18 protein-coding genes and 1 tRNA gene are annotated in these 24,288 nt (G+C 40.9%); 5 read left to right on the top strand and 14 right to left on the bottom strand.

Annotated features, from left to right (window positions below; translation table 11 throughout):
* The first annotated feature begins 37 nt into the window (after window positions 1-37).
* The 4 genes from CWB85_RS16040 (at window position 38) to CWB85_RS16025 (ending at window position 6,284) form a co-directional block, all read left to right on the top strand.
* Window positions 38-113: transfer RNA gene (locus CWB85_RS16040), tRNA-Ala, on the top strand.
* Window positions 114-272: 159 nt separating this feature from the next.
* A complete protein-coding gene (locus CWB85_RS16035) occupies window positions 273-1,535 on the top strand; it encodes an ABC transporter substrate-binding protein (protein WP_016709139.1) in 1,263 nt (420 codons plus the stop codon).
* Window positions 1,535-4,006 (top strand): hybrid sensor histidine kinase/response regulator, encoded by a 2,472-nt coding sequence (locus CWB85_RS16030; RefSeq protein ID WP_138555427.1) that lies wholly within the window; start codon window positions 1,535-1,537, stop codon window positions 4,004-4,006. The genes CWB85_RS16035 and CWB85_RS16030 overlap by 1 nt, the downstream gene beginning before the upstream one ends.
* 67 nt (window positions 4,007-4,073) lie before the next feature.
* Complete coding sequence (locus tag CWB85_RS16025; protein ID WP_249314892.1) at window positions 4,074-6,284, top strand: two-component system response regulator; 2,211 nt, start codon at window positions 4,074-4,076, stop codon at window positions 6,282-6,284.
* A 73-nt stretch (window positions 6,285-6,357) separates the two neighbouring features.
* On the opposite strand, the gene CWB85_RS16020 is transcribed toward CWB85_RS16025, so the two are convergent.
* Both CWB85_RS16020 and proB read right to left on the bottom strand, forming a co-directional pair.
* Window positions 6,358-7,605 (bottom strand): glutamate-5-semialdehyde dehydrogenase, encoded by a 1,248-nt coding sequence (locus CWB85_RS16020; RefSeq protein ID WP_016709136.1) that lies wholly within the window; start codon window positions 7,603-7,605, stop codon window positions 6,358-6,360.
* Window positions 7,602-8,708 (bottom strand): glutamate 5-kinase, encoded by a 1,107-nt coding sequence (proB, locus tag CWB85_RS16015; protein ID WP_016709135.1) that lies wholly within the window; start codon window positions 8,706-8,708, stop codon window positions 7,602-7,604. The genes CWB85_RS16020 and proB overlap by 4 nt, the downstream gene beginning before the upstream one ends.
* Before the next feature lie 915 nt (window positions 8,709-9,623).
* On the opposite strand from proB, the gene CWB85_RS16010 reads away from it, so the two are divergent.
* Entirely contained in the window at window positions 9,624-11,495 is a 1,872-nt protein-coding gene (locus CWB85_RS16010) for a cation:proton antiporter (RefSeq protein ID WP_138555426.1), read from the top strand.
* Window positions 11,496-11,583: 88 nt separating this feature from the next.
* Here the strand turns inward: CWB85_RS16010 and CWB85_RS16005 are convergent, their stop codons facing one another.
* The 12 genes from CWB85_RS16005 to accB form a co-directional block, all read right to left on the bottom strand.
* Window positions 11,584-12,207: a tetratricopeptide repeat protein gene (locus tag CWB85_RS16005; RefSeq protein WP_016709133.1), complete on the bottom strand. Its 624-nt coding sequence runs from the start codon at window positions 12,205-12,207 to the stop codon at window positions 11,584-11,586.
* 145 nt (window positions 12,208-12,352) lie between these two features.
* Window positions 12,353-13,666, bottom strand: a complete 1,314-nt coding sequence (locus CWB85_RS16000) for an adenylosuccinate synthase (protein ID WP_016709132.1) — start codon at window positions 13,664-13,666, stop codon at window positions 12,353-12,355.
* A 216-nt stretch (window positions 13,667-13,882) separates the two neighbouring features.
* Entirely contained in the window at window positions 13,883-14,761 is an 879-nt protein-coding gene (hflC, locus tag CWB85_RS15995) for a protease modulator HflC (RefSeq protein ID WP_016709131.1), read from the bottom strand.
* Window positions 14,762-14,766: 5 nt separating this feature from the next.
* Window positions 14,767-15,933, bottom strand: a complete 1,167-nt coding sequence (gene hflK / locus CWB85_RS15990) for an FtsH protease activity modulator HflK (protein WP_016709130.1) — start codon at window positions 15,931-15,933, stop codon at window positions 14,767-14,769.
* Window positions 15,934-16,039: 106 nt separating this feature from the next.
* Window positions 16,040-17,323 carry a ribosome rescue GTPase HflX gene (hflX, locus tag CWB85_RS15985; protein WP_016709129.1) on the bottom strand — a complete coding sequence of 428 codons (1,284 nt, stop codon included), beginning with the start codon at window positions 17,321-17,323 and terminating at the stop codon, window positions 16,040-16,042.
* A 16-nt stretch (window positions 17,324-17,339) separates the two neighbouring features.
* The gene (gene hfq / locus CWB85_RS15980; protein ID WP_016709128.1) at window positions 17,340-17,603 is read right to left on the bottom strand and encodes an RNA chaperone Hfq; all 264 of its coding nucleotides are present in this window, start codon (window positions 17,601-17,603) and stop codon (window positions 17,340-17,342) included.
* 79 nt (window positions 17,604-17,682) lie between these two features.
* On the bottom strand, window positions 17,683-18,573 hold the full coding sequence (gene miaA, locus CWB85_RS15975; protein WP_050901589.1) for a tRNA (adenosine(37)-N6)-dimethylallyltransferase MiaA: 891 nt from the start codon (window positions 18,571-18,573) through the stop codon (window positions 17,683-17,685).
* Between the two features lie 37 nt (window positions 18,574-18,610).
* Entirely contained in the window at window positions 18,611-20,446 is a 1,836-nt protein-coding gene (gene mutL / locus CWB85_RS15970) for a DNA mismatch repair endonuclease MutL (RefSeq protein WP_138555425.1), read from the bottom strand.
* 16 nt (window positions 20,447-20,462) lie between these two features.
* Window positions 20,463-21,806 carry an N-acetylmuramoyl-L-alanine amidase gene (locus CWB85_RS15965; protein WP_029216174.1) on the bottom strand — a complete coding sequence of 448 codons (1,344 nt, stop codon included), beginning with the start codon at window positions 21,804-21,806 and terminating at the stop codon, window positions 20,463-20,465.
* Between the two features lie 34 nt (window positions 21,807-21,840).
* Window positions 21,841-22,308 (bottom strand): tRNA (adenosine(37)-N6)-threonylcarbamoyltransferase complex ATPase subunit type 1 TsaE, encoded by a 468-nt coding sequence (tsaE, locus tag CWB85_RS15960; RefSeq protein WP_029216173.1) that lies wholly within the window; start codon window positions 22,306-22,308, stop codon window positions 21,841-21,843.
* 127 nt (window positions 22,309-22,435) lie between these two features.
* A complete protein-coding gene (gene accC / locus CWB85_RS15955; protein WP_016709124.1) occupies window positions 22,436-23,776 on the bottom strand; it encodes an acetyl-CoA carboxylase biotin carboxylase subunit in 1,341 nt (446 codons plus the stop codon).
* A gap of 27 nt (window positions 23,777-23,803) precedes the next feature.
* Window positions 23,804-24,271, bottom strand: a complete 468-nt coding sequence (gene accB / locus CWB85_RS15950) for an acetyl-CoA carboxylase biotin carboxyl carrier protein (protein WP_016709123.1) — start codon at window positions 24,269-24,271, stop codon at window positions 23,804-23,806.
* Between the last annotated feature and the right edge of the window lie 17 nt (window positions 24,272-24,288).

The following is a 24,288-nucleotide window of genomic DNA, read 5'->3' as shown; positions in this document are numbered from 1 at the left end:
ATGAAGTGGGTTACGAAATTCGTAACTTTAGGAATGTGGGGCTATAGCTCAGCTGGGAGAGCGCCTGCCTTGCACGCAGGAGGTCAGCAGTTCGATCCTGCTTAGCTCCACCACTTTCCTACTCTTCTTATTTATCATCTTTTTAAACGTTTATTTCATCCTCATCAAATACTAATTCCAACAATCTTTTATACCAATTAAATACTTAAATCTTGAGCAATTGCTAATACTTAGCTATACCTAAATATTAGCCAATTGATATTGATTAAATTATGGATCTTCCTAAGCGAGCAACACTAAAGAAAATTGCCACGTTAGGAGTCACAGCAAGTATTATTACTCATGCTCCTTATGTCTTTGCTCGTAAAAAAGTGACGCTACGTGTATTGGGTACTCATGTCACTTTGCAAGAAGCTATTCGTCAACAAGCCATGGCTGATTTAGGTATCGATATTAAATTTCAACCCGCAGGCAGTGCTGCTGTTTTGCAAAAAGCCTCAATGGATCCAAGCTCTTTTGATTTATACGAACAATGGTCAAACAGTATTAATGTATTGTGGAATGCGGGGAGTATTCAGGCAATTGATAAAAAACGTATTAGCCACTTTTCTGAAATCAATGCTCTTACCAAAACTGGCAAGTTAACACCTAACGCGTCTTTAGGTGCCGGCGATGCGCCCTATAAACTGTTAAACATTCAAGATGATGGGACCTTAAGCAGCACTGAAAGTGACCTCATTAGTTATTTACCCTATGTTCATAACGTAGATTCATTTGGTTATAACACCGATCATATTCCGCTAGGCACAGCTTATGAAACTGAAAGTTGGTCATGGCTATTAAATGAAGAAAATCGCGGGAAAGTGGCGATTGTTAACGCCCCTTCGATTGGCGTGTTTGACTTAGCGTTAGCAGCTCAAAGTAAAGGGTTAATAAAATTTCATGATATTGGCGCCATGAGCCGCAATGAACTGGACCAACTTTTTGCTATTTTACTCGATTATAAAAAACAAGATCATTTTTGCGGTTATTGGAACTCGGTACCTGAGTCAGTTGAGTTTATGCGTAATAACCGTGCCTATATTGAAAGTATGTTTTCTCCTGCAGTCGAAAGCCTAAATAGCCAAGGTGTCAACGTTCGTTTTGCCGCCCCAAAGGAAGGGTATAGAGGTTGGCATGGAGTAATGTGTTTATCATCTCAAGTCGCTAATAACGCAGAAGATGCAGCGTATGATTATATGAATTGGTGGCTATCTGGTTGGCCAGGTGCATTTATAGCGCGTCAAGGCTATTATATTAGTAACCCACAGCGCTCTAAGCCATTGCTAAGTGATGCTGAGTGGCAATATTGGTACGAGGGAAAGCAAGCAACCCAAGATTTACAAAATACCCAAGGGAAGATTTCCGTGCTCGCAGGGAGTAGCAGAAGTGGCGGTAGTTATTTAACGCGTTTAAGTAACGTAGCAGTATGGAATACAGTAATGCCAACTTACGATTACAGCTTGCAAAAGTGGTATGAGTTAATTAGCCGCTAATGATGCTGCACTCGATCAAATCAAAAATTACCATTACCCTCAGTATTTTAATTTGCTTATTATTGCTGCAAAGCTATTTTTTTGAGCGAGCACAAAGCTCATTAACCAAGTTACTCTTTTTACAAAATGATGCGTTAATGAAAACAGCGCTCACAACAAGCCTTGAGAATAATGTTATTTCACTGCAAGGTCAGGTTGTGGAATATGTTGATCATGCGACACCAAACGCCATTAACAACTTCAAACGTTTTCATAACCAAGCACAACAAAATCTAATCACCTTTTCAAGTAAAACAGCGCAACATCAATATCAATCTATAATGGGCCGCCTTGAGGATCACTTAATTAACTACAACAACACCTTCGAACAAGTCGTTAAAATTCAAACTAACCGTGAAACGTTATTCAATGATCAATTTAAGCTCTCAGTTACATTACTTAATAATAAACTCGATGCTTTAAAACTACAGGCTGAGCAAAAAGATAAAACATATTACGCCGAAGCTAAACTCACTTTATCCACTATCGAACACGCGGCATTAACTTATTTACGTACCCCTCATTATGATGCCTCACAAATCATCACAACTAAAATTACAACCCTGCAAGCACAACTGGCTAATATTGCACTCGTAAACATGCAAGCACCCGCAGCTGAGTTTGCAATCGACATACTCAATATCCGCCGTGCTTATAATCAACTCACATTATTAACTAGGGGCTATATTTACTCTTTTAATGTTGTATTAACCGGTATTGCTAACGAACTGCTTTATCTGACTAAACAAATTAATAACAGTGAAAAAGCAACATTAAGCCAGGCCCAACAACAGCTAACCGACCGCCTAGCGCAAACAGCTAAGCAGTCTAGAGCTTTTGGGCTGATTATTGTGGTATTAATTATTGTTGTTAGCTTATTTATCGCTAGGGCAATTATTATTCCAATCAGCAAATTAACACTTTTACTTGAAGATATGAATAATGACAGGCTCACCACTGAGCTGGACGAGCCCAACCAAAAAAACGAAATTACCAGTGCCATAAAAGCTGCTAATGCGCTATATCGAAAAAATCAGCAAAGTAATAAGTTGCTCATAGAAACACAGCAACTTAATGTGCAGTTGAAAGATATCAATGCAGCATTGATGCTCGCGAAAGAGCAAGCCGAGAAGGCCAACAAAGCAAAAAGTGACTTTGTTGCCAATATTAGCCACGAACTACGAACCCCCATGAATAGTATTTTAGGTATGCTGCAATTACTTCAAGAGTCTGACATTGGTAAACATGAACAAAATCATGTAAGTAGAGCATTATACAGCGCCAATAACTTACTTGGAATTCTCAATAATATTCTCGACTTTGCCAGACTTGATGCTCGACGCTTAAAGCTAGAAAGCACTCCTTTTACACTCATAGACATTACACAAAGTTTAAATACTTCTTTTGCGAGTATTACTAAAAAGAAAAATATAAAGCTAACAATCACCTGCCATACTGATCAAAAACAACCTCTTAATGGAGATGCAGCTAGACTCCGTCAAATACTGTATGCATTAATTGATAACGCCGTTAAGTTCACCGACCAAGGTGAAGTTAAGCTATTTATCGAAACGGTGGCTCAACAACATCAAATCATTACTTTACGTTTTACCGTTGAGGATACAGGTATCGGTATTGAAGCTGATAAATTACAAGAGATTTTTAACCCTTTTCATCAAGGGAATAATAATATAAACCGCCAATTTAACGGTACCGGCTTAGGCTTAACCATTAGCCAAAAACTCGTTAAATTACTCGGTGGGGAAATTCTAGTTCACAGCGTTGCAAACCAAGGTTCTGCGTTTTCATTCACTTTACCTTTTACCGTTACTGCCCATAAAACCATTGATTTTGGCCATAATCCACAACCACTGTTACTCAACCCTGCGGTAGCTTTAGAGAACTTAGATTTTAATGAAGAACTACTAAATACACTGTATCAGCGCTTTAAAGATGACTATACTGACTTTATACCGACCATTAAACAGCTTTATGCTCAACATCACCACCTAGAACTGCGCCGAGCCTTACACACTTTAACTGGTTTAGTTGGTACATTAGGGCTTGAACAACTAACCCATGCTACACAGACTTTGAAAACCGAGATAAAGGAGCAAGCCAGGGTCGATTTTAATGCTTTCGAACAGAGCTTTACACTTTCATTATGTGCTATCGATCAATATTTACTAACCAAACAATTAGAAGTGACGCCACAAATAGACCCAAATACCATAATCCAAACTGATTATTTAAAAATGATATTGTTAGACACTCAAGCAGCGCGGCCTATTTCAGCAAAGCTACGCCAGCAATTAACAGATCACATTAAAAAGTCCGGCGACGACCCACATTTGAGTGCAATAAAGGACTCCCTTGAGCAGTTTAATTTTCCAGTTACGCAGGCACTAATTAAACAATATTTAAAGAGCTAGAAAATTAGACAAGAACAGGAACAGTGGACTACTTTTATATAGTTACACACTAAAAGAAGAATTTAACGTGCTATCTAAAGAACAATTAATAACCGGTTTACTGGTGACTAATGAGCAACAAAAACCCTTAATTTTAATTGTTGATGATGAGCCTAGCAACTTACATATATTGGTTGAAGGTTTGTTGTCTGATTATGATGTGCGCGTTTCTATAAGCGGCCCTAAAGCTATTGAGTTTGTTAAAACAACTCGCCCAGATTTGATCCTTCTTGATATTATGATGCCTGATATGGATGGTTATGAAGTATGTAAAATTCTCAAAAGTAACCAACATACCAAAGGTATTCCAATTATCTTTGTCACGGCACTCACTGATGAAGACTCTGAAGAACAAGGCTTTGAACTGGGCGCGGTAGATTATATTCACAAACCCTATAAATTAGCCCTGGTACGTGCCCGTGTTCGTACTCATATCACTGTACAAGGTATGCTAGATCGCTTGATCGAAAAAAACTTTGACCTACACGATAAATTATTAGAAATTGAAAAGCTCGCCAGTGAATTAAACAAGCGCGAAACTGAGCTTAAAAAACTGTCTGCCAAACAAAAGCTTTTTTATCAAGCGTTAACCAGTACCGCAGATGGTGTGGTAATCACTAATAGCCAAGGGATCATCATTGCAGTCAACCCTTCTTTTTGCCGTATTACTGGCTTTTGCGAAAGTGAAGCCTTAAATACACCACTCAAAGATGTTAAACAAAATAACCTCCCAGAAATGAGCTTTGCTGATATTTGGCAACATGCAAGTAATGCTGGTTACTGGAGTGGCGAACTTGTCACGCGTCGTAAAAATGGCGAGTTATATCCTGAATTATTAACCCTAAGTATGGTGAAAAATGACGCCGACACTAACGTCAATTTTATTGGTGTATTTAGTGATATCTCCAGTGTAAAGGTAACTCAAGAGCGGATCGATTATTTAACCTGGCACGATGAATTAACAGGCTTTCCCAATCGCAATAATTTTTTAAAACAGCTCGATTTACAGCTACGCCAATCTTATACCGAGCACTGTTATGCGTATATTTATATTATTGATATTGACAGCTTTCATTCCATAAATGATGGCTTAGGTTTACTTGCTGGAGATACCGTTTTAAAAGAGCTTGCGAGTAGAATTGATAAATGTATTGATAATAATGATGTGATTGCACGCCTTGGTAGTGATGAGTTTGCCGTTTTGAGTACTGCAAACAAAGGGTGCGGCCGTATACGTGCACAATCGCTAGCTGAAAGTAAAGCGCAAAAGTTATTGCAAGTTATCAGTCAGCCATTTGAGATTGATAGCGAGCAAATAACTTTAACGGTCAGTATTGGTAGCTATTTATTTCCGCATATGGAAGTGCGTGAATCAGCCATAGAAACCATTCGAAACTGTGAAGCCGCGTGCTATAAAGCCAAAGAAAAAGGCGGTAACCGTATCACCTCATTTGACACATCGTTTGGCGAGCAAGCAAAACGGCGCTTTGAAATTGAACAAGATTTACGTAAAGCTATTAATCAAAATGAGCTCACCCTTTACTTACAATCTCAATTTGATCGCCAACAGCAATTAAAAGGGGCCGAAATATTATTACGTTGGGAGCATTCTAGTAAAGGATTTATTAGCCCCGCTGAGTTTATTCCAATTGCTGAAGAATCCGATATTATTTTTGACTTAGACTGCTGGGTTACTCAACAAGCATTAGCCCTATTAGCTAAAGTAAACAAGCAACACCCACAACTGAGTTTATCAATCAACATTAGCGGCCGGCACTTTCACGAAAACCGTTTTCTAAGTTTTATAACAGAGCAGATCAACAATAGTGAAATTAATCCTAAAACACTGACAATAGAGATCATTGAAGGTACATTACTTAATCACATGGAAGCAGCAATTGCCGCTGTACATCAATTAAAAAAATTAGGTGTTAGATTATCGATTGATGATTTTGGTACTGGCTATTCAAGCCTCACCTATTTAAAACAACTGCCGATCCATGAACTTAAAATTGATAAATCATTTGTATTTGAAGCACCCACTAATAAAAATGATAAACTTATCATTGATATGATCGTCAGCTTAGGGAATTTATTTGATTTAGAAGTGGTTGCTGAGGGGGTTGAAGGCGATGAGCACTTTGAATTATTGCAAGCCTACCCAAATATGATTTTACAAGGCTACCATCTACATAGGCCTGAGCCTGCTAGTGATTGGCTTAAAAAATTGGCAAAATAATACCGAGCTAATTAATTGCCCGGTATTATTTTTACTCGTTATAGCTAGCTAAAGCCGCGCATTAACTTAAGGCTTATTCGCGTACTTGGCCTTCACCATTCACTAAGTATTTTTCTGTGGTAAGTGACTCTAAGCCCATTGGGCCGTAAGCGTGCAATTTTGACGTTGCGATACCAATCTCTGCACCTAAACCTAACTGTGAGCCATCTGAGAAGCGTGACGACGCATTTACCATTACGACTGAAGCATCAACACTACGTTGGAATAACTCAGCGGCAGCTTGATTTTTAGTACAAATCACTTCGGTATGGTTTGAACCAAATTGTGCAATATGGTCAATGGCACCGGCAAAGTCTGGTACAACGCGAATTGCGATTTCTAAATCTAGGTATTCTTCACCAAATTGCTCCGCTGTAAGTACGGTTGCATTATCAAAATACTGTGCAGCTTGGCTGTCTGCATTAATTTTTACCCCTTCTTGGCGTAATACAACAGCACATAGATTTAAAAATTCATCAGCAATATCTTGATGAACCACTAAGCCCTCTAATGCATTACATACACCGGTGCGCTGGGTTTTACCATTCAGTAGTAAGTTAATAGCCACTTCAAGATCGGCATCTTTATCGACGTATAAATGGCACACACCTTTAAAGTGTTGGATCACAGGGATCGTGCTGTTCTCTGTCACAAAATTAATAAGGCCTTCACCACCGCGTGGAATGATTAAATCAATGCTGTCGCGCTGCTGCATAAGCTCCATTAATAAACCGCGATCTGGATCTGGGATAACTGAAATTAATGCTGTAGGCAAATTATGCTGCTCGAGTACGCTGTGCATTACGCTGGCTATTGCTTGCGAGCTTTTAAGTGCCTCTTTACCACCACGTAAAATTACACCATTACCTGACTTAAAGCACAAAGCACCTGCGTCGGCAGTTACATTTGGACGCGCTTCATAAATCATACAAACAACACCCAGCGGTACGCGCATCTTACGAATTTTAATACCATTTGGACGCTCTGTGATATCACGTAATTGACCCACAGGATCATCAAGACTTACAATCACTTCGATGCCTTCCGCCATCGCTTCGATACGTTCATCATTGAGCGTCAAACGGTCAACCATTGATGCTGCTAAATTATTATCGCGCGCAGCAGCTAAATCACTTTCATTTTCTTTAATGATAAAGGCTTTTTGCGCACGTAGTGCCGCAGCCATTTCTAGTAGCACCTGATTTTTGGTCTCGGTATCGAGTAAGGCTAACTGATGTGCCGCTTTTGCTGCTTGACGTGAAATATCCGTAATTAAACTCATGACTTCTCCAATAATGCGATATCTTTTTCTGAAATAACGGGACCGATCGAATCTTGCATTTTGTCGCTAAATTCGCTTTGTTCGTTATCAGCTATAAAATTCAATAAACAACTACTGTAATTAGCGGTCGCTTTAGCTAATCGAGTACCATCATTGCTGCGAACTAAAATGGTATCACCAACCGCAAACTCACCATGTACAGCAACAATTTCATCACCTCGAATACAGCCTGTTTCACCCTCTAGAGATTCATCAAATGAACCTTCAACAACAACTTCACCTTGCTCATTTGCTGTATGTGTCATCCAGTGCACAGCTTCTTGCATTGGTTTTTCATACGGCAAGAAAATAGTTCCTGGGTTTTCGCCTTCCAGTAGTTGTGTAAATGTTTTCTCTTTAAAACCGTTAATAATGTACGTAGTAATTCCGTGTGAAGTGGCTTTTTCTGCCGCTTCAATTTTAGTTTTCATCCCACCGGTACCAACCGCGCTGGTAGCACATCCTGCCATAGCATAGATTGAATCATCAATTGATTTAATTTCAGGCAATAACACCGCATCATCATGTAAGTTCGGGTTTTTATCATAAAGCCCATCTACATCTGAAAAAATCATTAATGCATCAGCATCTGCGGCCGCTGCCACCATCGCCGATAAATTGTCGTTATCACCCACCTTTAAATCATCTGTGGTCACCGTATCATTTTCATTCATGATAGGCAGCACACCATGCTCAAGTAAGGTAAACACGGTTTCTCGAATACTTTGATAGCGCTCACGGTCGCGTAAATCACCATGAGTTAATAAAATTTGTGCTGATGGGAAGTCAAAAAAGCGGTCCCACATTGCCATCATTTCTGTTTGGCCTGCCGCTGCCATGGCTTTTTTCATTACCACAGTACGCTCTTGCTGAGCAGGAAATAAATGCGCGCCAGCAGCAACTGAGCCTGACGAAACTAAAATCACTTCAATTCCTTGACTACGACAACGAACAATAAACTGAGCGATGGTTAATAAATAACGCGAGCGGCAGCCATCTTGATCCGGTGCAATTAATGCGCTACCTACTTTTAATACGATACGTCGCCAATTTAACTTTTGCATAAATGTTCAACTTTCCATTTTAACTGTGTTTTACCCTTTAGTAGGGTAAGTATGAAAACAATCACCTAGCACTACACTAGATTACGAGTTAACAATGTGTACGTTCCATTTCACTCACTTTCATTCTGCACTTTTAAATACTCAGCCAAAAACATTCACTCAGTATGTTTACTAAGCAATAGGTATAGCATAACTTTAGCTCAATCATTAAGACTGAACAGTTATAAAGTAAATAAAAAAGTGTTGTTTATGCATCGCTGTAAAAAGCTGTGTGAGGCTTTTTTATTAACAACATACATAGAGCCTCTAGAGTCTGGTACACCAACAGATAGGGTGATGACTCAAGGACCGAGATTTGCTCACCACGATGGGTGTCAAATATTGAGCAAGTAACAGTTCAACTCAAACTAAATAAATCACCAAAAGGTAATTTTTGTTCAAATTAACTAACTACTAAAAGTGAGTAAAATTATACAAATTGTGTTCCAAACAATTAAAAGTTAATTTTTAAGCATATAAATATAGTAACCTCAATCTAAGCCATTGAAATAAATCGCGACTTAAAAATAACTATATGTATTCGCTTAGTTCTAAAAAATAACTAATTAGATAACTAATTGTTTGAACACTAACTATAATACGCTAATTTTAGGGGAGAGATCAAGGCTACATTTCGTCCGGCTGGCTTATTATTCATCCTAAAAAATTTTAAAATACATATTTATCAATAGGTTATGTTAACTTTACTTCATTTTGATTATTTTAAACGCAGTTAATTTTCATTTCTTCCACAAATAACTTCATAAACAGCTAAAATTCTATTAGGAAAAAATAACATACACGTGTATACCCCTGTATCATTAGTCTCTAAAATGTTACTCCACACTGCAGTAATAAATAAGGAATGCATCATCTATGTCAGCTATTTATATCGCAGGGATCGCGCTATGCTCGGTTCTCGCTCAATGGGTAGCATGGGGTTTTCGTGTCCCAGCTATTTTATTTTTGTTGCTTACAGGCCTGCTACTAGGGCCTGCTACGGGTCTATTAGATCCCGATGCACTACTTGGTGATTTACTATTTCCAGTGGTCTCTCTCAGTGTTGCAGTGATCTTATTTGAAGGTTCATTAACACTGCACTTTCGTGAACTCAAAGGTATTGGCAAGGTAGTCAGGAACCTCTGCTCAATAGGGATGATTGCCACTTGTATCGTCATCAGCCTAAGTGCATATTGGATTTTAGAACTAAACTGGCGTGTTGCCGCAGTACTTGGTGCTGTTTTAGTTGTAACAGGGCCTACTGTAATAGCCCCGCTATTAAATTCAATGCGGCCGACTCAAGATATAGACCGAATTTTGCGCTGGGAAGGCATTGTTATCGACCCAATCGGTGCTTTATTTGCGGTATTAGTATTTGAAGCTGTCATGCTTGTTGGTCAAGGTGAAGTGTTTTTACACACTATTATCGCCTTATTCAAAACCTTAGGGGTGGGCTTGTCAATTGGTGTAGTTGCTGGCTGGTTAACAACTTTATTGATCCGCCGTGAATGGCTACCATTTGAATTACATAAGTTTGGCATCTTAGCGCTGGTATTGATCAGCTTTACAATTTCAAATCATTTAAGCCATGAATCTGGCTTACTGGCGGTTACAGTATTTGGTATTTGGCTAGCAAATCAAGATGATTTAGAAATTGATTCTGTTTTAGAGTTTAAAGAAGATCTGTCTATGATCTTAATTTCGACCTTATTTATCTTGCTTGCAGCACGTTTAGAGCTCTCGGATTTAATGATGCTTGATGCTGATGTGTTTATCTTTTTAGCAATAGTGCTGTTTGTTGCACGTCCACTGTGTATTGCTGTTTCAACATTTGGTACAGAGCTGCCAATAAAGTCTCGTCTAGTGCTGTCATGGATAGCGCCTCGGGGGATTGTTGCCGCTGCAGTAGGCTCGGTATTTGCGCTAAGTATGATGGAAGCAGGCGTCGCCGACGCAGAAAAAATAGTCCCGCTAATTTTTACTGTGATCATTATTACTGTGGTTTTGCAAAGTTTAACGGCTATTCCAATCGCTAAATTATTGGGTGTACGCCAACCTTCACCTAATACTATCTTAATAATAGGTGCTAACCATGTTGCTCGCGCCATTGCTTGTGGCTTAAAAGAGCAAAATATTCCAGTGCATTTATCTGATCCTGCTTGGGAAAACTGCAAAATGGCACGTATGGACGGCCTTGCTTGTTACTATGGCAACCCGCAGTCAGAGCATGCTGAGCGCTACCTACCATTAACCACTATTCGTAGTGTTATGGCGCTATCGCCTAATCGCCACCACAACGCATTAGGTGTGCAGTATTTTTCACATTTATTGAATGAGAAAAACGTGTTTTCACTGCGTTCTTCAACCTCACATGCTAAGGCAAATAAAGACAGCGCCACATTTTTATCTCGCCAAATACTATTTGGTGATAGTGGTTCATATGCTCGTTTAAGTAGCCTTATAGCAAAAGGCGGTAAAGTGAGTGCCACACGCATTTCAGAAGAGTTTAGTTGGGAGAAATATCAGGAGATGAATCCTGATGCGATCCCATTATTTATTATTAATGGGGATAAAGATAGCGATGAAGATTCACCGTTAAAGCTGCGTCCATTTACGATAAATATGGAGAAACCGCCACAACAAGGTGAGCGTATTATTGCAATGCAGCCACCGAAAATGTCGGTGTTAAAAGACCCCAACAATGGTAAAAACAAAGAGCCTAAACAATCTAAAGAAATAAAAGAGTAAACAAAAAGGGCTAGGTATTACACCTAGCCCTTTTACTTTCAACTCGCTAACTGTATCCTTTCTAACTCGCTAGCTATTCAATTCACACCTACATAGGTAAACGTGCGCGTGCCACTACGCTGTCTGGCATTTTTTGCGCCAGTTGAGCAAGTGATCGTTCAATCTTTTGGTGAGTTGCCTTGTCTGCCACCATGGCATGGAAGAGCCAACGATACGCATCTTCATAATCGCGTGGACTACCAAAGCCTTGATTAAACAAATTTACTAAGCGTAATTGTGCCTTCAAGTTACCTTGTGCCGCAGCTTCGCGCAGGTAAGTTATAGCCAGTGCTTTGTCTTTTTGCACTAAACGGCCAGTATCATAGTAACGACCAAGTTGCTCTAATGCAGCCGCTAAGCCTTGCTGAGCTGCCTGACGCATATAATACACACCCAATTCCACATTACGATCAACACACACCGCATACGCTAACATGTCGCCATATAGGAATTGATAAGAAGGCAATGCCATTTTATTGGCTCGTGCTTCGATATCTTGCACTAACTGGCAATCATCTGCCTTTACCCGCGCTAAATGGGCATTTTTATTGATCAGTGCTAACAGCTCTGTTTCTGTGTATAAAGGTACGGCAGTCAGCGGTTCCTCCGCTTTAGCGAAGCTTGCCAACAACATAGAGAGCGGCACTATTGATAAACAAGTTAACAAACGCATTTAGGTCACTTTAATTAAAACCATCTTGTTAAAGTTTATACAAAGATCGTTCCAGAATGAAATTTATCTAGGCTTATTTGTAATAAAGCTGAAAAACAGCCACAAAAAAAGCTGCTCTAGGCAGCTTTTTTAGTGCAATTGCTTATTACGCAAATGGGCTGCGTAGTACCATAGTTTCTACGCGATCAGGACCTGTAGAAATAATATCAACAGGTACACCTGTGATTTCTTCAATACGCTTGATGTAATCAAGTGCAGCTTGTGGTAACTGCTCAACAGAAGTAGCACCTACTGTATTTTCAGACCAACCTGGCATTTCTTCATACACTGGAGTTACTTTCTCGTAACCTTCAGCAGCAAGTGGCGTTACGTTAGTAACAGTACCGTCTTCTAACTGATAACCAGTACAGATTTTAAGCGTCTCTAAACCATCTAATACGTCAAGCTTCGTTAAACAGAAGCCTGTAATTGAGTTGATTTGCACTGCACGGCGCATTGCTACTGCATCTAACCAACCAGTACGACGCAAACGACCTGTTGTCGCACCAAATTCATGGCCAACAGTACCTAAGTGCTTACCTACTGGGTCTTGCTTTTCAAGGCCATCGTAAAGCTCTGTTGGGAAAGGACCAGAACCAACACGCGTTGTGTAAGCTTTGATAATACCCAGAACGTAATCAAGGTTTAATGGACCAAAACCTGCGCCTGTCGCAACACCACCGGCAGTGGTATTTGAAGAGGTTACGTATGGGTAAGTACCGTGATCGATATCAAGTAATGTACCTTGTGCACCTTCAAATAAGATGTTGTCGCCAGCAAGACGAGTTTGATCAAGTAATTCTGTAACATCAACAACCATTGCTTTAAGAATATCTGCAACAGCCATTGCATCATCAAATGTTTGTTGAAAATCAACAGCGTCTACTTTGTAGTAGTTAACTAAAGTGAAGTTATGATATTCCAATACTTCTTTAAGCTTCGCTGCGAATAGCTCAGGATTAAATAAATCACCGATACGTAAACCACGACGAGCGACTTTATCTTCATACGCTGGACCAATACCACGACCTGTAGTACCAATCGCTTTGTTACCACGTGCTTTTTCACGGGCAACATCTAATGCGATGTGGAAAGGCAAGATTAACGGACATGCTTCGCTTATTAATAAACGCTCGCGTACTGGTACGCCACGTTCTTCTAGCATGCCAATCTCTTTCATTAGCGCTTCTGGTGATACAACAACACCATTACCAATCACACATTTAACATTGTCACGTAATACACCCGATGGAATAAGGTGTAAAACCGTCTTTTCACCGCCGATAACTAAAGTGTGACCTGCGTTATGGCCACCTTGGTAACGAACTACTAAAGATGCTTTGTCTGTAAGGAGGTCAACTACCTTACCCTTACCTTCGTCACCCCATTGGGTGCCTAATACAACAACGTTTTTACCCATTGTAAATTCACTTAGAAAAAATTAGGACGAGATTTTACCAGATAATGAGGGCAAAGATCACCCCGTTTAGGTTATTTTTTCTGCGAGCACGTAGTGCATCACTCACAATAAAAATTAACTGGTTGAATAACATTAAGTTATTCACAATAATCTGTCTTACTAAAAGAAAAACCCTGCATACACAGGGTTTGGATTTGTGTTAGATATAAGAAGTGATTACTGCGCAGCAGCACCTTTCATATATCTAAAGAAGTCACTGTCTGGTGATAACACCATCACGTCTTGCTTATCTTTAAAGGTCTTTTTATAAGCCTCTAATGAACGTACAAAACTAAAGAATTCAGCGTCTTTATTGTATGCATCTGCATAAATAGCAGCTGCTTTTGCATCACCAGCACCACGAACAGCACGGGCATTACGCTCTGCATCAGCAAGCATAACCGTTACCCGACGGTCAACTTCAGCGCGGATAGTTTCTGCTTTTTCATTACCTTCAGAACGGTGTTCATTTGCAACCGCTTTACGTTCAGCACGCATACGTTTGTAAATAGAATCACTAACCTCTGATGGTAAATTGATCTGCTTAACACGTACATCAAGTACTTCAATACCTAACTCTTGAGCACTTTCAGAGGCTTGGACTAACGCTTCTTCCATTAGCTCGCTACGCTCACCAGATACAATCTCACGGATGGTACGTGAACCAAAATTAGTACGAAGACCGTTGTTTACTTTTTGCTTAAGTAGCGCTTCAGCGTATTGCTTATCACCACGGGCACGTAAATAAAATGCGCTAAAATCACTTACCCGCCACTTCACGAACGAGTCAACGATTAAGTCTTTTTTCTCACTGGTTACAAAGCGATCCGGTGCGCCATCTAAAGTTTGAATACGCGCATCAATACGACGTACTTGGCTAAAGAAAGGTACTTTGAATTGTAAGCCAGGGTTGTAAACAATTGCTTCACCACTGTCGTCTTTTTGTACTTTACTAAAGAGCATAACAATTGCTTTTTGCCCTTCAGGTACTACAAACACTGACGAAAATGACAACACAACGGCCGCTAATAATAGAACTAGACTAAAGTTTTTCATTGCGCTTATCTCCCGTCGTTAAAGCGATCTGCGCCAAAGCGGTCTGAACTTGAGTTCACAGTGCTATTGCGCGATGTATTAACTTTATTGCGTAGGTCGTTGATATCACTTGAACTAGGTAGTGCAACACGAGTTGCTGTACCTTGTTTTTCCATCATTTTATCAAGTGGTAAATACATCATGTTATTACCGCCTTTAACATCGACTAACACTTTCGAGCTGCTACCGAGCACTTCTTGCATGGCATCAATGTATAAGCGCTCACGAGTTACCTTTTTAGCAGCTTGATATTCAGGTAGTAGCTTTTCAAAACGGGCTACCTCACCCTCTGCTTCTAAAATAACACGCTCACCATAACCTTCAGCTTCTTGCGTCATACGCGTTACTTGACCACGAGCACGCGGTTCAATCTCACGGGCATAAGCTTCCGCTTCACGAATGAAACGCTCTTCATCTTCTTGTGCTGCAATCGCATCATCAAACGCATCTTTAACTTCAGCCGGTGGACGTGAATCTTTAAAGTTAACGTCCGTGACTATTAAACCTAAATTATACGGTTCGATAATTTTATTTAGTTCGTCCCAGGTATTTTGACGTACAACTTCACGGCCATTCGTTAATACTTGGTCCATTTTAGAATGGCCAACAACATAGCGCAGTGCACTTTCTAATGCTTCTTTTAAACTAGAATCAGCATTAGTAACACTAAACTTGTACAATACAGGGTCAATAACTCGGTACTGCACCTGAAATTCAACACTAACCACATTTTCGTCTTCGGTTAGCATAAAACCAGATGTCGATAATGAACGAACTGCTTCAATATCAACTGGAACGACTGTTTCAATAAATGTCATTTTCCAACGCAAACCTGGATCTGCGATACGGTCAAACTGACCAAAATGTAATACGATGCCGCGCTCTGCTTCTTTAACGGTATAAATACCGCTTAATGCCCATACAATTGCAGCAATAATTAGCACAAATGAAAGACCAGCTCCACCGAGTCCACCGCCACTTTTGCCGGGTTTATTACCGCCAAATATGCCGCCAAACTTACCGCTGAACTTGCGAAACACCTCGTCTAAATCAGGTGGGCCTTGATCACGTCCGCCTTTTTTGTTCCACGGATCTTTGTCATTGCCATTATTACCCGGTTCATTCCAGGCCATAGCTATACTCCATTGTTATCTAAATAATTTAGGTAATTACGTTAAATCTAACAAAAATACCGCTGTTCTCATACTAAAAATGACATTGTGCGGTAGTTTTTTCGAATTACAAAATAAAAGCGTCGATTTCAGGACCAAACTCTTTTCTCAATCGGTTCCATTCTACCATAGGCATACGCGTAGCTAACAACCATTGACCCTGCTCATCAAAGTCTTCTTGATGTACTGCGTTTAAATTAAACAACGCAGCACGTAAACGGCCAAATTGTGGTGCTAATTTAAGCGTATGTACAAACATTTTCTTTGCTAACAACTCACTGATAGCCTGCGATAATAATTCACATCCTTCACCACTGTGAGCCGATAACCAAACTCTGATCGGGGTGCCTTCATCATCCCGATCAATGCGCGCTTGAATATCTTCAAGTGCATCAATTTTGTTGTATACCAGCAATTGTGGTACTTCATCCGCTTCAATTTCTTTAAGAACCGATTGTACCTGTTCTATATTCTCTTTGCGACGGTGATCAGCAACATCAACCACATGTAGCTGTAAATCTGCTTCACGAGTCTCTGTCAGTGTTGCTTTAAAAGCAGCCACTAAGTCATGGGGTAAATGACGAATAAAGCCTACAGTATCCGCTAAAATAATCGACCCTACATCTTCAATTTCAAGTTTACGTAAGGTTGGATCTAACGTCGCAAATAGCTGATCAGCAGCATAAACATTAGAGTCAGTTATACGGTTAAATAACGTCGATTTACCCGCATTGGTATAGCCTACCAATGACACCGTTGGGATTTCATTGCGGTTGCGAGCACGACGACCCTGCTCACGTTGCACGGCAACTTTTTCTAAGCGTGCACGAATGCTTTGAATACGCACTCGCAGTAAGCGTCTATCTGTTTCTAGCTGGGTTTCACCTGGGCCACGTAAACCAATACCACCTTTTTGGCGCTCAAGGTGTGTCCAGCCGCGGATCAAGCGAGTTGACATATGACGCAGTTGTGCAAGTTCAACCTGCAACTTACCCTCATGAGTACGTGCGCGTTGCGCAAAAATATCAAGAATAAGCGTCGTTCTATCAAGCACTCGGCATTGGCAAACGCGCTCTAAATTGCGTTCTTGTGACGGTCTGAGTTGATGATTAAAAATGACGACATCTGCGTTGTGGATTTTGACAATCTCAGCGATCTCTTCAGCCTTTCCGGTACCGACGAATAGTTTCGGATGTGGTGATTGACGGCTGCCTTGCACAACCGCCAAACTGCTAACACCAGCAGAAGATACCAACATCTCTAATTCATGAAGATCTTCACGATCCCCTTCTTTAGGAAAGTCGATATGAACTAAGACTGCCTGTTCGCCGGCTTCATAACGGTCAAACAAACATTATGCTCCTAATTTAAAAATTTCCAACTTCTGGCTCTTCACCGTCTTCGCTTCCTTGAATACCTTGGAAGTTAACAGCACGAGCAGGAACTACAGTCGAAATTGCATGTTTATACACCATTTGGTTCACGGTGTTTTCGAGTAAAATAACAAATTGGTCAAATGACTGGATCTTACCTTGTAGTTTGATGCCATTAACCAAAAAGATTGATACTGGAATACGCTCACGACGTAACGCATTCAAAAATGGGTCTTGTAACGATTGGCCTTTTGCCATGTTATTTTCCTTCGTTCTAGGTGTTATTATAATTAAGTGGCTGAACTCATTTAACAAAGCTAAAAAATTTCAACTACTACTAGCTTAGCGAACTTACAACACGTTGCAAGTTTTCTTCATCACCCGTTGTTAACCACGTTACATCGGGCCAACCTCTTAACCACGTCAATTGACGTTTAGCAAGCTGTCGTGTTGCTGCAATACCGCGAAACACCATTTCATCGTAATCAGTTTCGCCAGCAATGTAATCCCACATTTGTCTATAACCCACGCAACGAATAGAAGGTAAGTTTGGGTGTAAATCCTTACGTTGATATAGGGATGAAACTTCATTTTCAAACCCCTGCTCAAGCATTATTTTAAATCTTTGTGCTATACGTTCGTGTAAGTCGGCACGATCATCCGGTGCAATAGCAAATTGATGGAACGTATACGGTAAACTTGGCTGCTTACTTTTTTGCAGCTCAGTCATGGTTTTACCCGTTAAGCGGTAAACCTCCAACGCACGATTAATACGCTGAGAGTCATTTTCACTCATTTTTTCTGCCGCTTGTGGATCAATACCAAGCAGTTCTTTATAAAGTGCTGGCCAACCATGCAATTTAGCTTGCTGCTCGAGTTCAGCCCTAATGACTGGACAGGCTTCTGGCAGTGGCGATAATCCATCTATTAATGATTTAAAGTACATCATTGTACCACCAACTAATACTGGCACTTTACCTTGTTGGTGAAATTGGTCAATCTTTTCAATCGCATCACGACGAAAATCAGCAACAGAGTAACTTTCACTGGGATCTATTAAGTCAATTAGGTGATGTGGCGCAAGTGCAAGCTCTTGTGCATCCGGCTTTGCCGTCCCTATGTCCATATCTTTGTACACTAAGGCTGAATCGACGCTGATTATTTCTGTTTTTAAATGCTGACATAAATCAATAGCTAACGCAGTTTTCCCCGCAGCTGTTGGGCCCATTAAAAAAATGACAGGTAAATTACTCAACTCAACGACCTTAATCTAATTGCACTAAGAAATGATTTAAATCTATTTTAACCGCTTTTGCAGCTAAGCGCTGAATTGTTTGTGGATTATTTTGCAAACGCACAACATCCTCTGCAAATGCTTGGCTCGCATAAAAGCGTTGCGGTATTTTCCCTCGTTGCCAGTGTAACCAATCCTCAATGCTCTCAAGCTCAGCTTGCGTTGCTTTTATTAAGGCATCTATCGCTTGGCTTACATCAAGCAAATATAAACTCTGCGGCAGCTTTTTCACCATCACAAATTGCTTTTCAATCAATAACTCAAAGCCCAGTAAAGTAAACCAAGATTGTTGCTGCGTTAAGCGCGCACTATCTTCTTTACTGATATTGACTCGCACAGGTAACAACAACGCTTTGCCTTCTAGGTGACCGTGCTCTGCTATCAACTCTAACCAATCATCCACTAATAGATATTTAAAGTGTGAACAGTACAACTGTTGTTGTTGCTTAAACACGCAGCCACCATCACTTTGTATTATTAATGACTGTGCTGTTTGCTGCTGATTAGATGTCGGCAACTCGATTGGGGTACTCGTTGGTTTGTCAAAATGACTAGCATGCTGCTCATTGACACCTTGATAAAATGCACTGACATCATGATGATTCGCTTGGTTTGTTCTACCGTTTGTTCCTGCATACCCACCACCTCGAGAGGAAGAAGACGATGCTCCACTGTGGCTATTTTCAAATGATTGCAGGTTTGACTTAGGGTAATCCAATAACTCATTCGCTGCCTGGCTCACGTACTGTGATGGCGCGCTACGGTGAGGGCTTTCTAACACCCCGTGTTGCGAGCTTTGATGATCAACAAACTCTTCTTGTAATGGTACTACAACCTGCTTAATCGCTTGTAAGATAAAGTCATGCACTAAACGTCCTTGATGAAAACGCACTTCGTGCTTTGCAGGGTGCACGTTTACATCAACTTGTCGTGGGTCTATATCTATATAAATAACAAAGCCGGGGAGTTCTTCTTGCCCTGCAACTTCCTCAAATGCTTGACGAATAGCATGTAAAATCAACTTATCGCGCATCATGCGATTATTTACATAGGTATATTGTGTGGTATTTGCAGAGCCTACGGGCAACACCCAACCATGTAATTGTAAACCCGCCTCTCCTGACTCAATATACAAGCCTTGTTCAGCGAAGGCTTTGCCAGCCACTTGGGCTACCCGCGTAATCGCCTGTGCGGGATCCATTTTAGCCCGATACTGACGTACCACTTTGTCGTTATGAGTAAGCGTAATAGATACATCAAAACGGCTCAAAGCAATGCGCTTTATTAATTCATCTATATGGGTAAACTCGGTTTTTTCAGTGCGTAAAAACTTACGTCTGGCTGGAGTATTAAAAAATAAGTCTTTAACTTCAATAGTCGTACCATCAGGGTGCGCTGTAGGCTTTACTTGCACTGCCATATCACGCCCCTCAGCAAACGCTTGCCACGCGGCCTCTTGCTCTTTGGTTTTAGAGCTCAGTGTTAATCGTGATACCGAGCTAATTGATGCCAGTGCTTCACCACGAAAACCCAGTGAGCAAATATTCTCTAAGTCATCAAGCGACTTTAATTTGCTGGTTGCATGGCGAGAAAGCGCAAGCGTTAGCTCGTCTTTATTTATACCCGAACCATTATCACGAATACGAATAAGCTTATGGCCGCCTCGCTCAATATCTATTTGAATCCGTGTTGCGCCAGCATCTAAGCTATTTTCAACCAGTTCTTTGACAACCGATGCGGGTCTTTCAACAACTTCGCCCGCTGCAATCTGGTTAGCTAATCGCGCGGGTAATATTTCAATGCTCATAGAGATCCTAACGATTTTAGCTTTGTGGAATATCTAACTCTTGACCAATAAACAAGGTATTAGATTGTAGTTTGTTGACTTGCTTAAGCTTACTAACTGATACGCCATAACGACTGGCAAGCAAGCTTAAAGACTCGCCGGGACGCACTTTGTGCTTAGTCGGGTATTGCGACTTCAACGACGCAAACAGTGAGTCATCGGGTGGATTTTTTAAGTAATAGCTTTTGATTGAGGTAAATATTGCTTTTGCTAAGCGCTCTTGGTGGTTAGCACTTTTTAGTAATTGCTCTTCACGTGGATTCGATATAAACCCCGTTTCCACCAATATTGACGGAATATCTGGCGATTTTAACACTGCGAGGCTGGCGGCTTGCGGCTCTTTTTTATGTAATTTAGCCACTTTTTTAAGCTCTTGCACCATCCCCTCTGCTACGCTAAAGCCGGTTTTCATTGAATGATCCATCGACATATCTAACAGAGCTTGGGCTAGGTACTTTTCACTGGCGGTGTCTTTAATAACCCCAGCAGCACCGCCTAGTAGCTCTGAGTGTTTTTCTTTATCTTCAATCCATTTACCTATTTCTGAATTAGCCCGACGCAGCGATAGCACCCAAACAGAAGCGCCATTTGGTTGTGGGCTCGTAAATGCATCAGCATGAATTGAAACTAAGAAATCAGCTTTTTTCTGCCTTGCTCGGCTGGTACGGGTATTGAGTTTTACAAAGTAATCGCCACTACGCACCATCCGTGAAATCATCCCGCGCTCAGCATCAATCATGCGCTCTAAGCGTTTAGCAATTTGTAATGTAATATCTTTTTCGTAAGTACCTGACGGACCAATTGAACCGGGGTCTTCGCCACCATGTCCTGCATCAATGGCAATAACAATATCACGCTGCTGATTTAGCTCACGCTTTTTAACTGCAACATTGCTACTAGGTACAGCGGGTTCTGCTTGATTTTTGTCATATAAGTCCACCACTAATCGATTTTTATAAGGCCCAGTTGGGGCTAAAGCAAATATAACGGGCTTTACTGGTCCTGTAAGCTCAAATACAAACCTGACAGCTTTGCTATTTTTTGCTTTGGAATAACGTAACTTACTAACAATTTGATGTTTATTTGGGATCGCTGGTAAATCTTTTATTTGATTTGTGTTTTCTAAGTCAACCACTAAACGCAGTGGGTTTTTCAGCATAAAGTAACTAAAGTCTGGCTTATCCGTTAAGTCGAACACTACACGAGTACTGTCTGGCGATGGCCAAACCCGTACACTATTGATAGTATTTTGTGCATAGAGGCTAGTGCTGATTGCTAACAGCAAAAACCCGCACATCCACTTTATGACTGCTCGACACATAGGTAACACTACACCCTTTATTATTTGTTGTTATTCAATATGAACTGATTTTTTCTACAATACTATCGCCACGCGGACTAATACTTTTAATTTCAATTTCTCGTGCCTCGCCGACATAACGCAACGTAATATCTAGATCTGGCGTTGGGATAAACTCACCGCCTTTCTCCGGCCACTCCACCACACAAATAGCTGTGGGAGAGAAGTAATCGCGGATCCCCATGTATTCCAGCTCTTCTGGGTCGCCTAAGCGATATAAATCAAAATGATAAACGTTGGCCGTTGCCAATTCATAAGGTTCCACAAGCGTATAAGTTGGACTCTTAACCTTACCTTGATGACCGAAGCCTTGGATCACACCACGTGTTAAAGTAGTTTTACCCGCCCCTAAATCACCATGTAAATAAATAACTGCACCTTGCTCCATTAATTCTGCAAGTTGATTGCCCATTTTAACCGTTGCAGCTTCATCTGCGAGTTGAAAACCAACAGTGTGCGCCATTCTTACCTCATGGATAGTATTAAAAACGATAACCTGTTAATCATACCAGATTATTTTTTTAAGGCGAGTCGGCGATCATCTGACACAAAAAAACCGGCAAAGTTGCCGGTTTTTTTCATAATTAGGGTTACAGCCCTAATTTTCTTTCAAGATAGTGGATGTTAGTACCACCATTTTGGAAGTTTTCATCTGCTAAGATGCGCTTATGTAATGGCGTATTAGTTTTAATACCATCGATCACAAGCTCATTCAATGCGTTACGAGCACGAGCAATCGCGACATCACGGTTTTCACCATAAGTGATCAATTTACCAATCATTGAATCGTAATGTGGTGGTACTGTGTAGTCAGCATAAATATGGCTGTCCCAACGAATACCTAATCCACCGGCTGGGTGAAAACGGGTAATCTTACCCGGTGACGGGATAAACGTTTCAGGATCTTCAGCATTAATTCGACATTCAACGGCATGACCACGAATAACAACGTCATCTTGCGTGAATGACAATGGTTGACCAGCAGCAATTTTTAGCTGCTCTTTGATTAAATCAACACCAGTGACCATTTCAGTTACAGGGTGTTCAACCTGAATACGGGTGTTCATTTCAATGAAATAGAACTCACCATTTTCGTATAAGAACTCAAACGTACCCGCACCGCGATAACCAATTTCGATACATGCTCGCGTACAGCGCTCACCAATGAACTTACGTACTTCGGCAGTAATACCTGGTGCCGGCGCTTCTTCAACCACTTTTTGATGACGGCGCTGCATTGAACAATCACGCTCGCCTAAGTGAACTGCATTACCTTGACCATCAGCTAATACTTGAACTTCGATATGGCGTGGGTTTTCAAGGAATTTCTCCATGTAAACCATGCTATTACCAAAGAACTGCTTCGCTTCTTGTTGAGTAAGTGCAATTGAATTAATTAACTCAGCTTCGCTACGAACTACGCGCATACCACGACCACCACCGCCACCAGCGGCTTTGATGATCACAGGATAACCAATGCGCTTAGCGATTTGCATATTGCGCTCTTTATCATCCGATACAGGGCCGTCTGAGCCCGGTACGCATGGAACACCCGCTTTACGCATAGCTTCGATTGCTGATACTTTGTCGCCCATTAAGCGAATGGTATCGCCACGAGGACCAATAAACACGAAACCACTTTGTTCAACTTGGTCAGCAAAATCAGCGTTTTCAGCAAGGAAACCATAACCTGGGTGAATAGCAACAGCATCCGTTACTTCAGCAGCCGCGATAATTCGCGGAATATCTAAATAACTTTCTGTTGCAGCAGGTTTACCGATACAAATTGTTTCATCTGCAAGCAATACATGCTTAAGATCGCGATCCGCCGTTGAATGCACAGCAACCGTTTTGATCCCAAGCTCTTTGCAGGCGCGCAAGATACGAAGTGCAATTTCACCTCGGTTTGCAATGACTACTTTATCTAACATAAGAGTTGGCCTTATTAGGTTACGCTATTATTCAATGATGAATAACGGTTGATCAAATTCTACTGGCTCGCCATTTTCAACTAAAATAGCTTTTACTGTGCCCGCTTTATCTGACTCAATTTGGTTCATCATTTTCATCGCTTCGATGATACACAGCGTGTCACCCACTTTAACTTGTGAGCCTACTTCAACATATGCCGGTGCTTCTGGAGAAGCAGCTGCATAGAAAGAACCAACCATAGGTGATAATACTTGATGACCCGTTGGGCCTGCAGCTGGCGCTGCTGCTTCAGAGGCTGCAACTGGAGCTGCAGGTGCTGGCGCCGCTGCTGGAGCTGGTGCATACTGAGGAGCATATTGTGGAGCGTAAGCAGGACCTGCACTCATGTTATTACGGTTAATACGTACTGATTCTTCACCTTCAGTGATTTCTAATTCAGCAATACCTGATTCTTCTACTAGTTCAATTAGTTTTTTGATCTTGCGAATATCCATGAACAACCCGCCTATTA

It is taken from the genome of Pseudoalteromonas sp. S1727, from assembly GCF_005886375.1.
Taxonomy (GTDB): domain Bacteria; phylum Pseudomonadota; class Gammaproteobacteria; order Enterobacterales; family Alteromonadaceae; genus Pseudoalteromonas; species Pseudoalteromonas haloplanktis.
The sequence above is the reverse complement of the archived record's forward strand: the minus strand, read 5'-3'. Positions and strand labels throughout refer to the sequence as shown.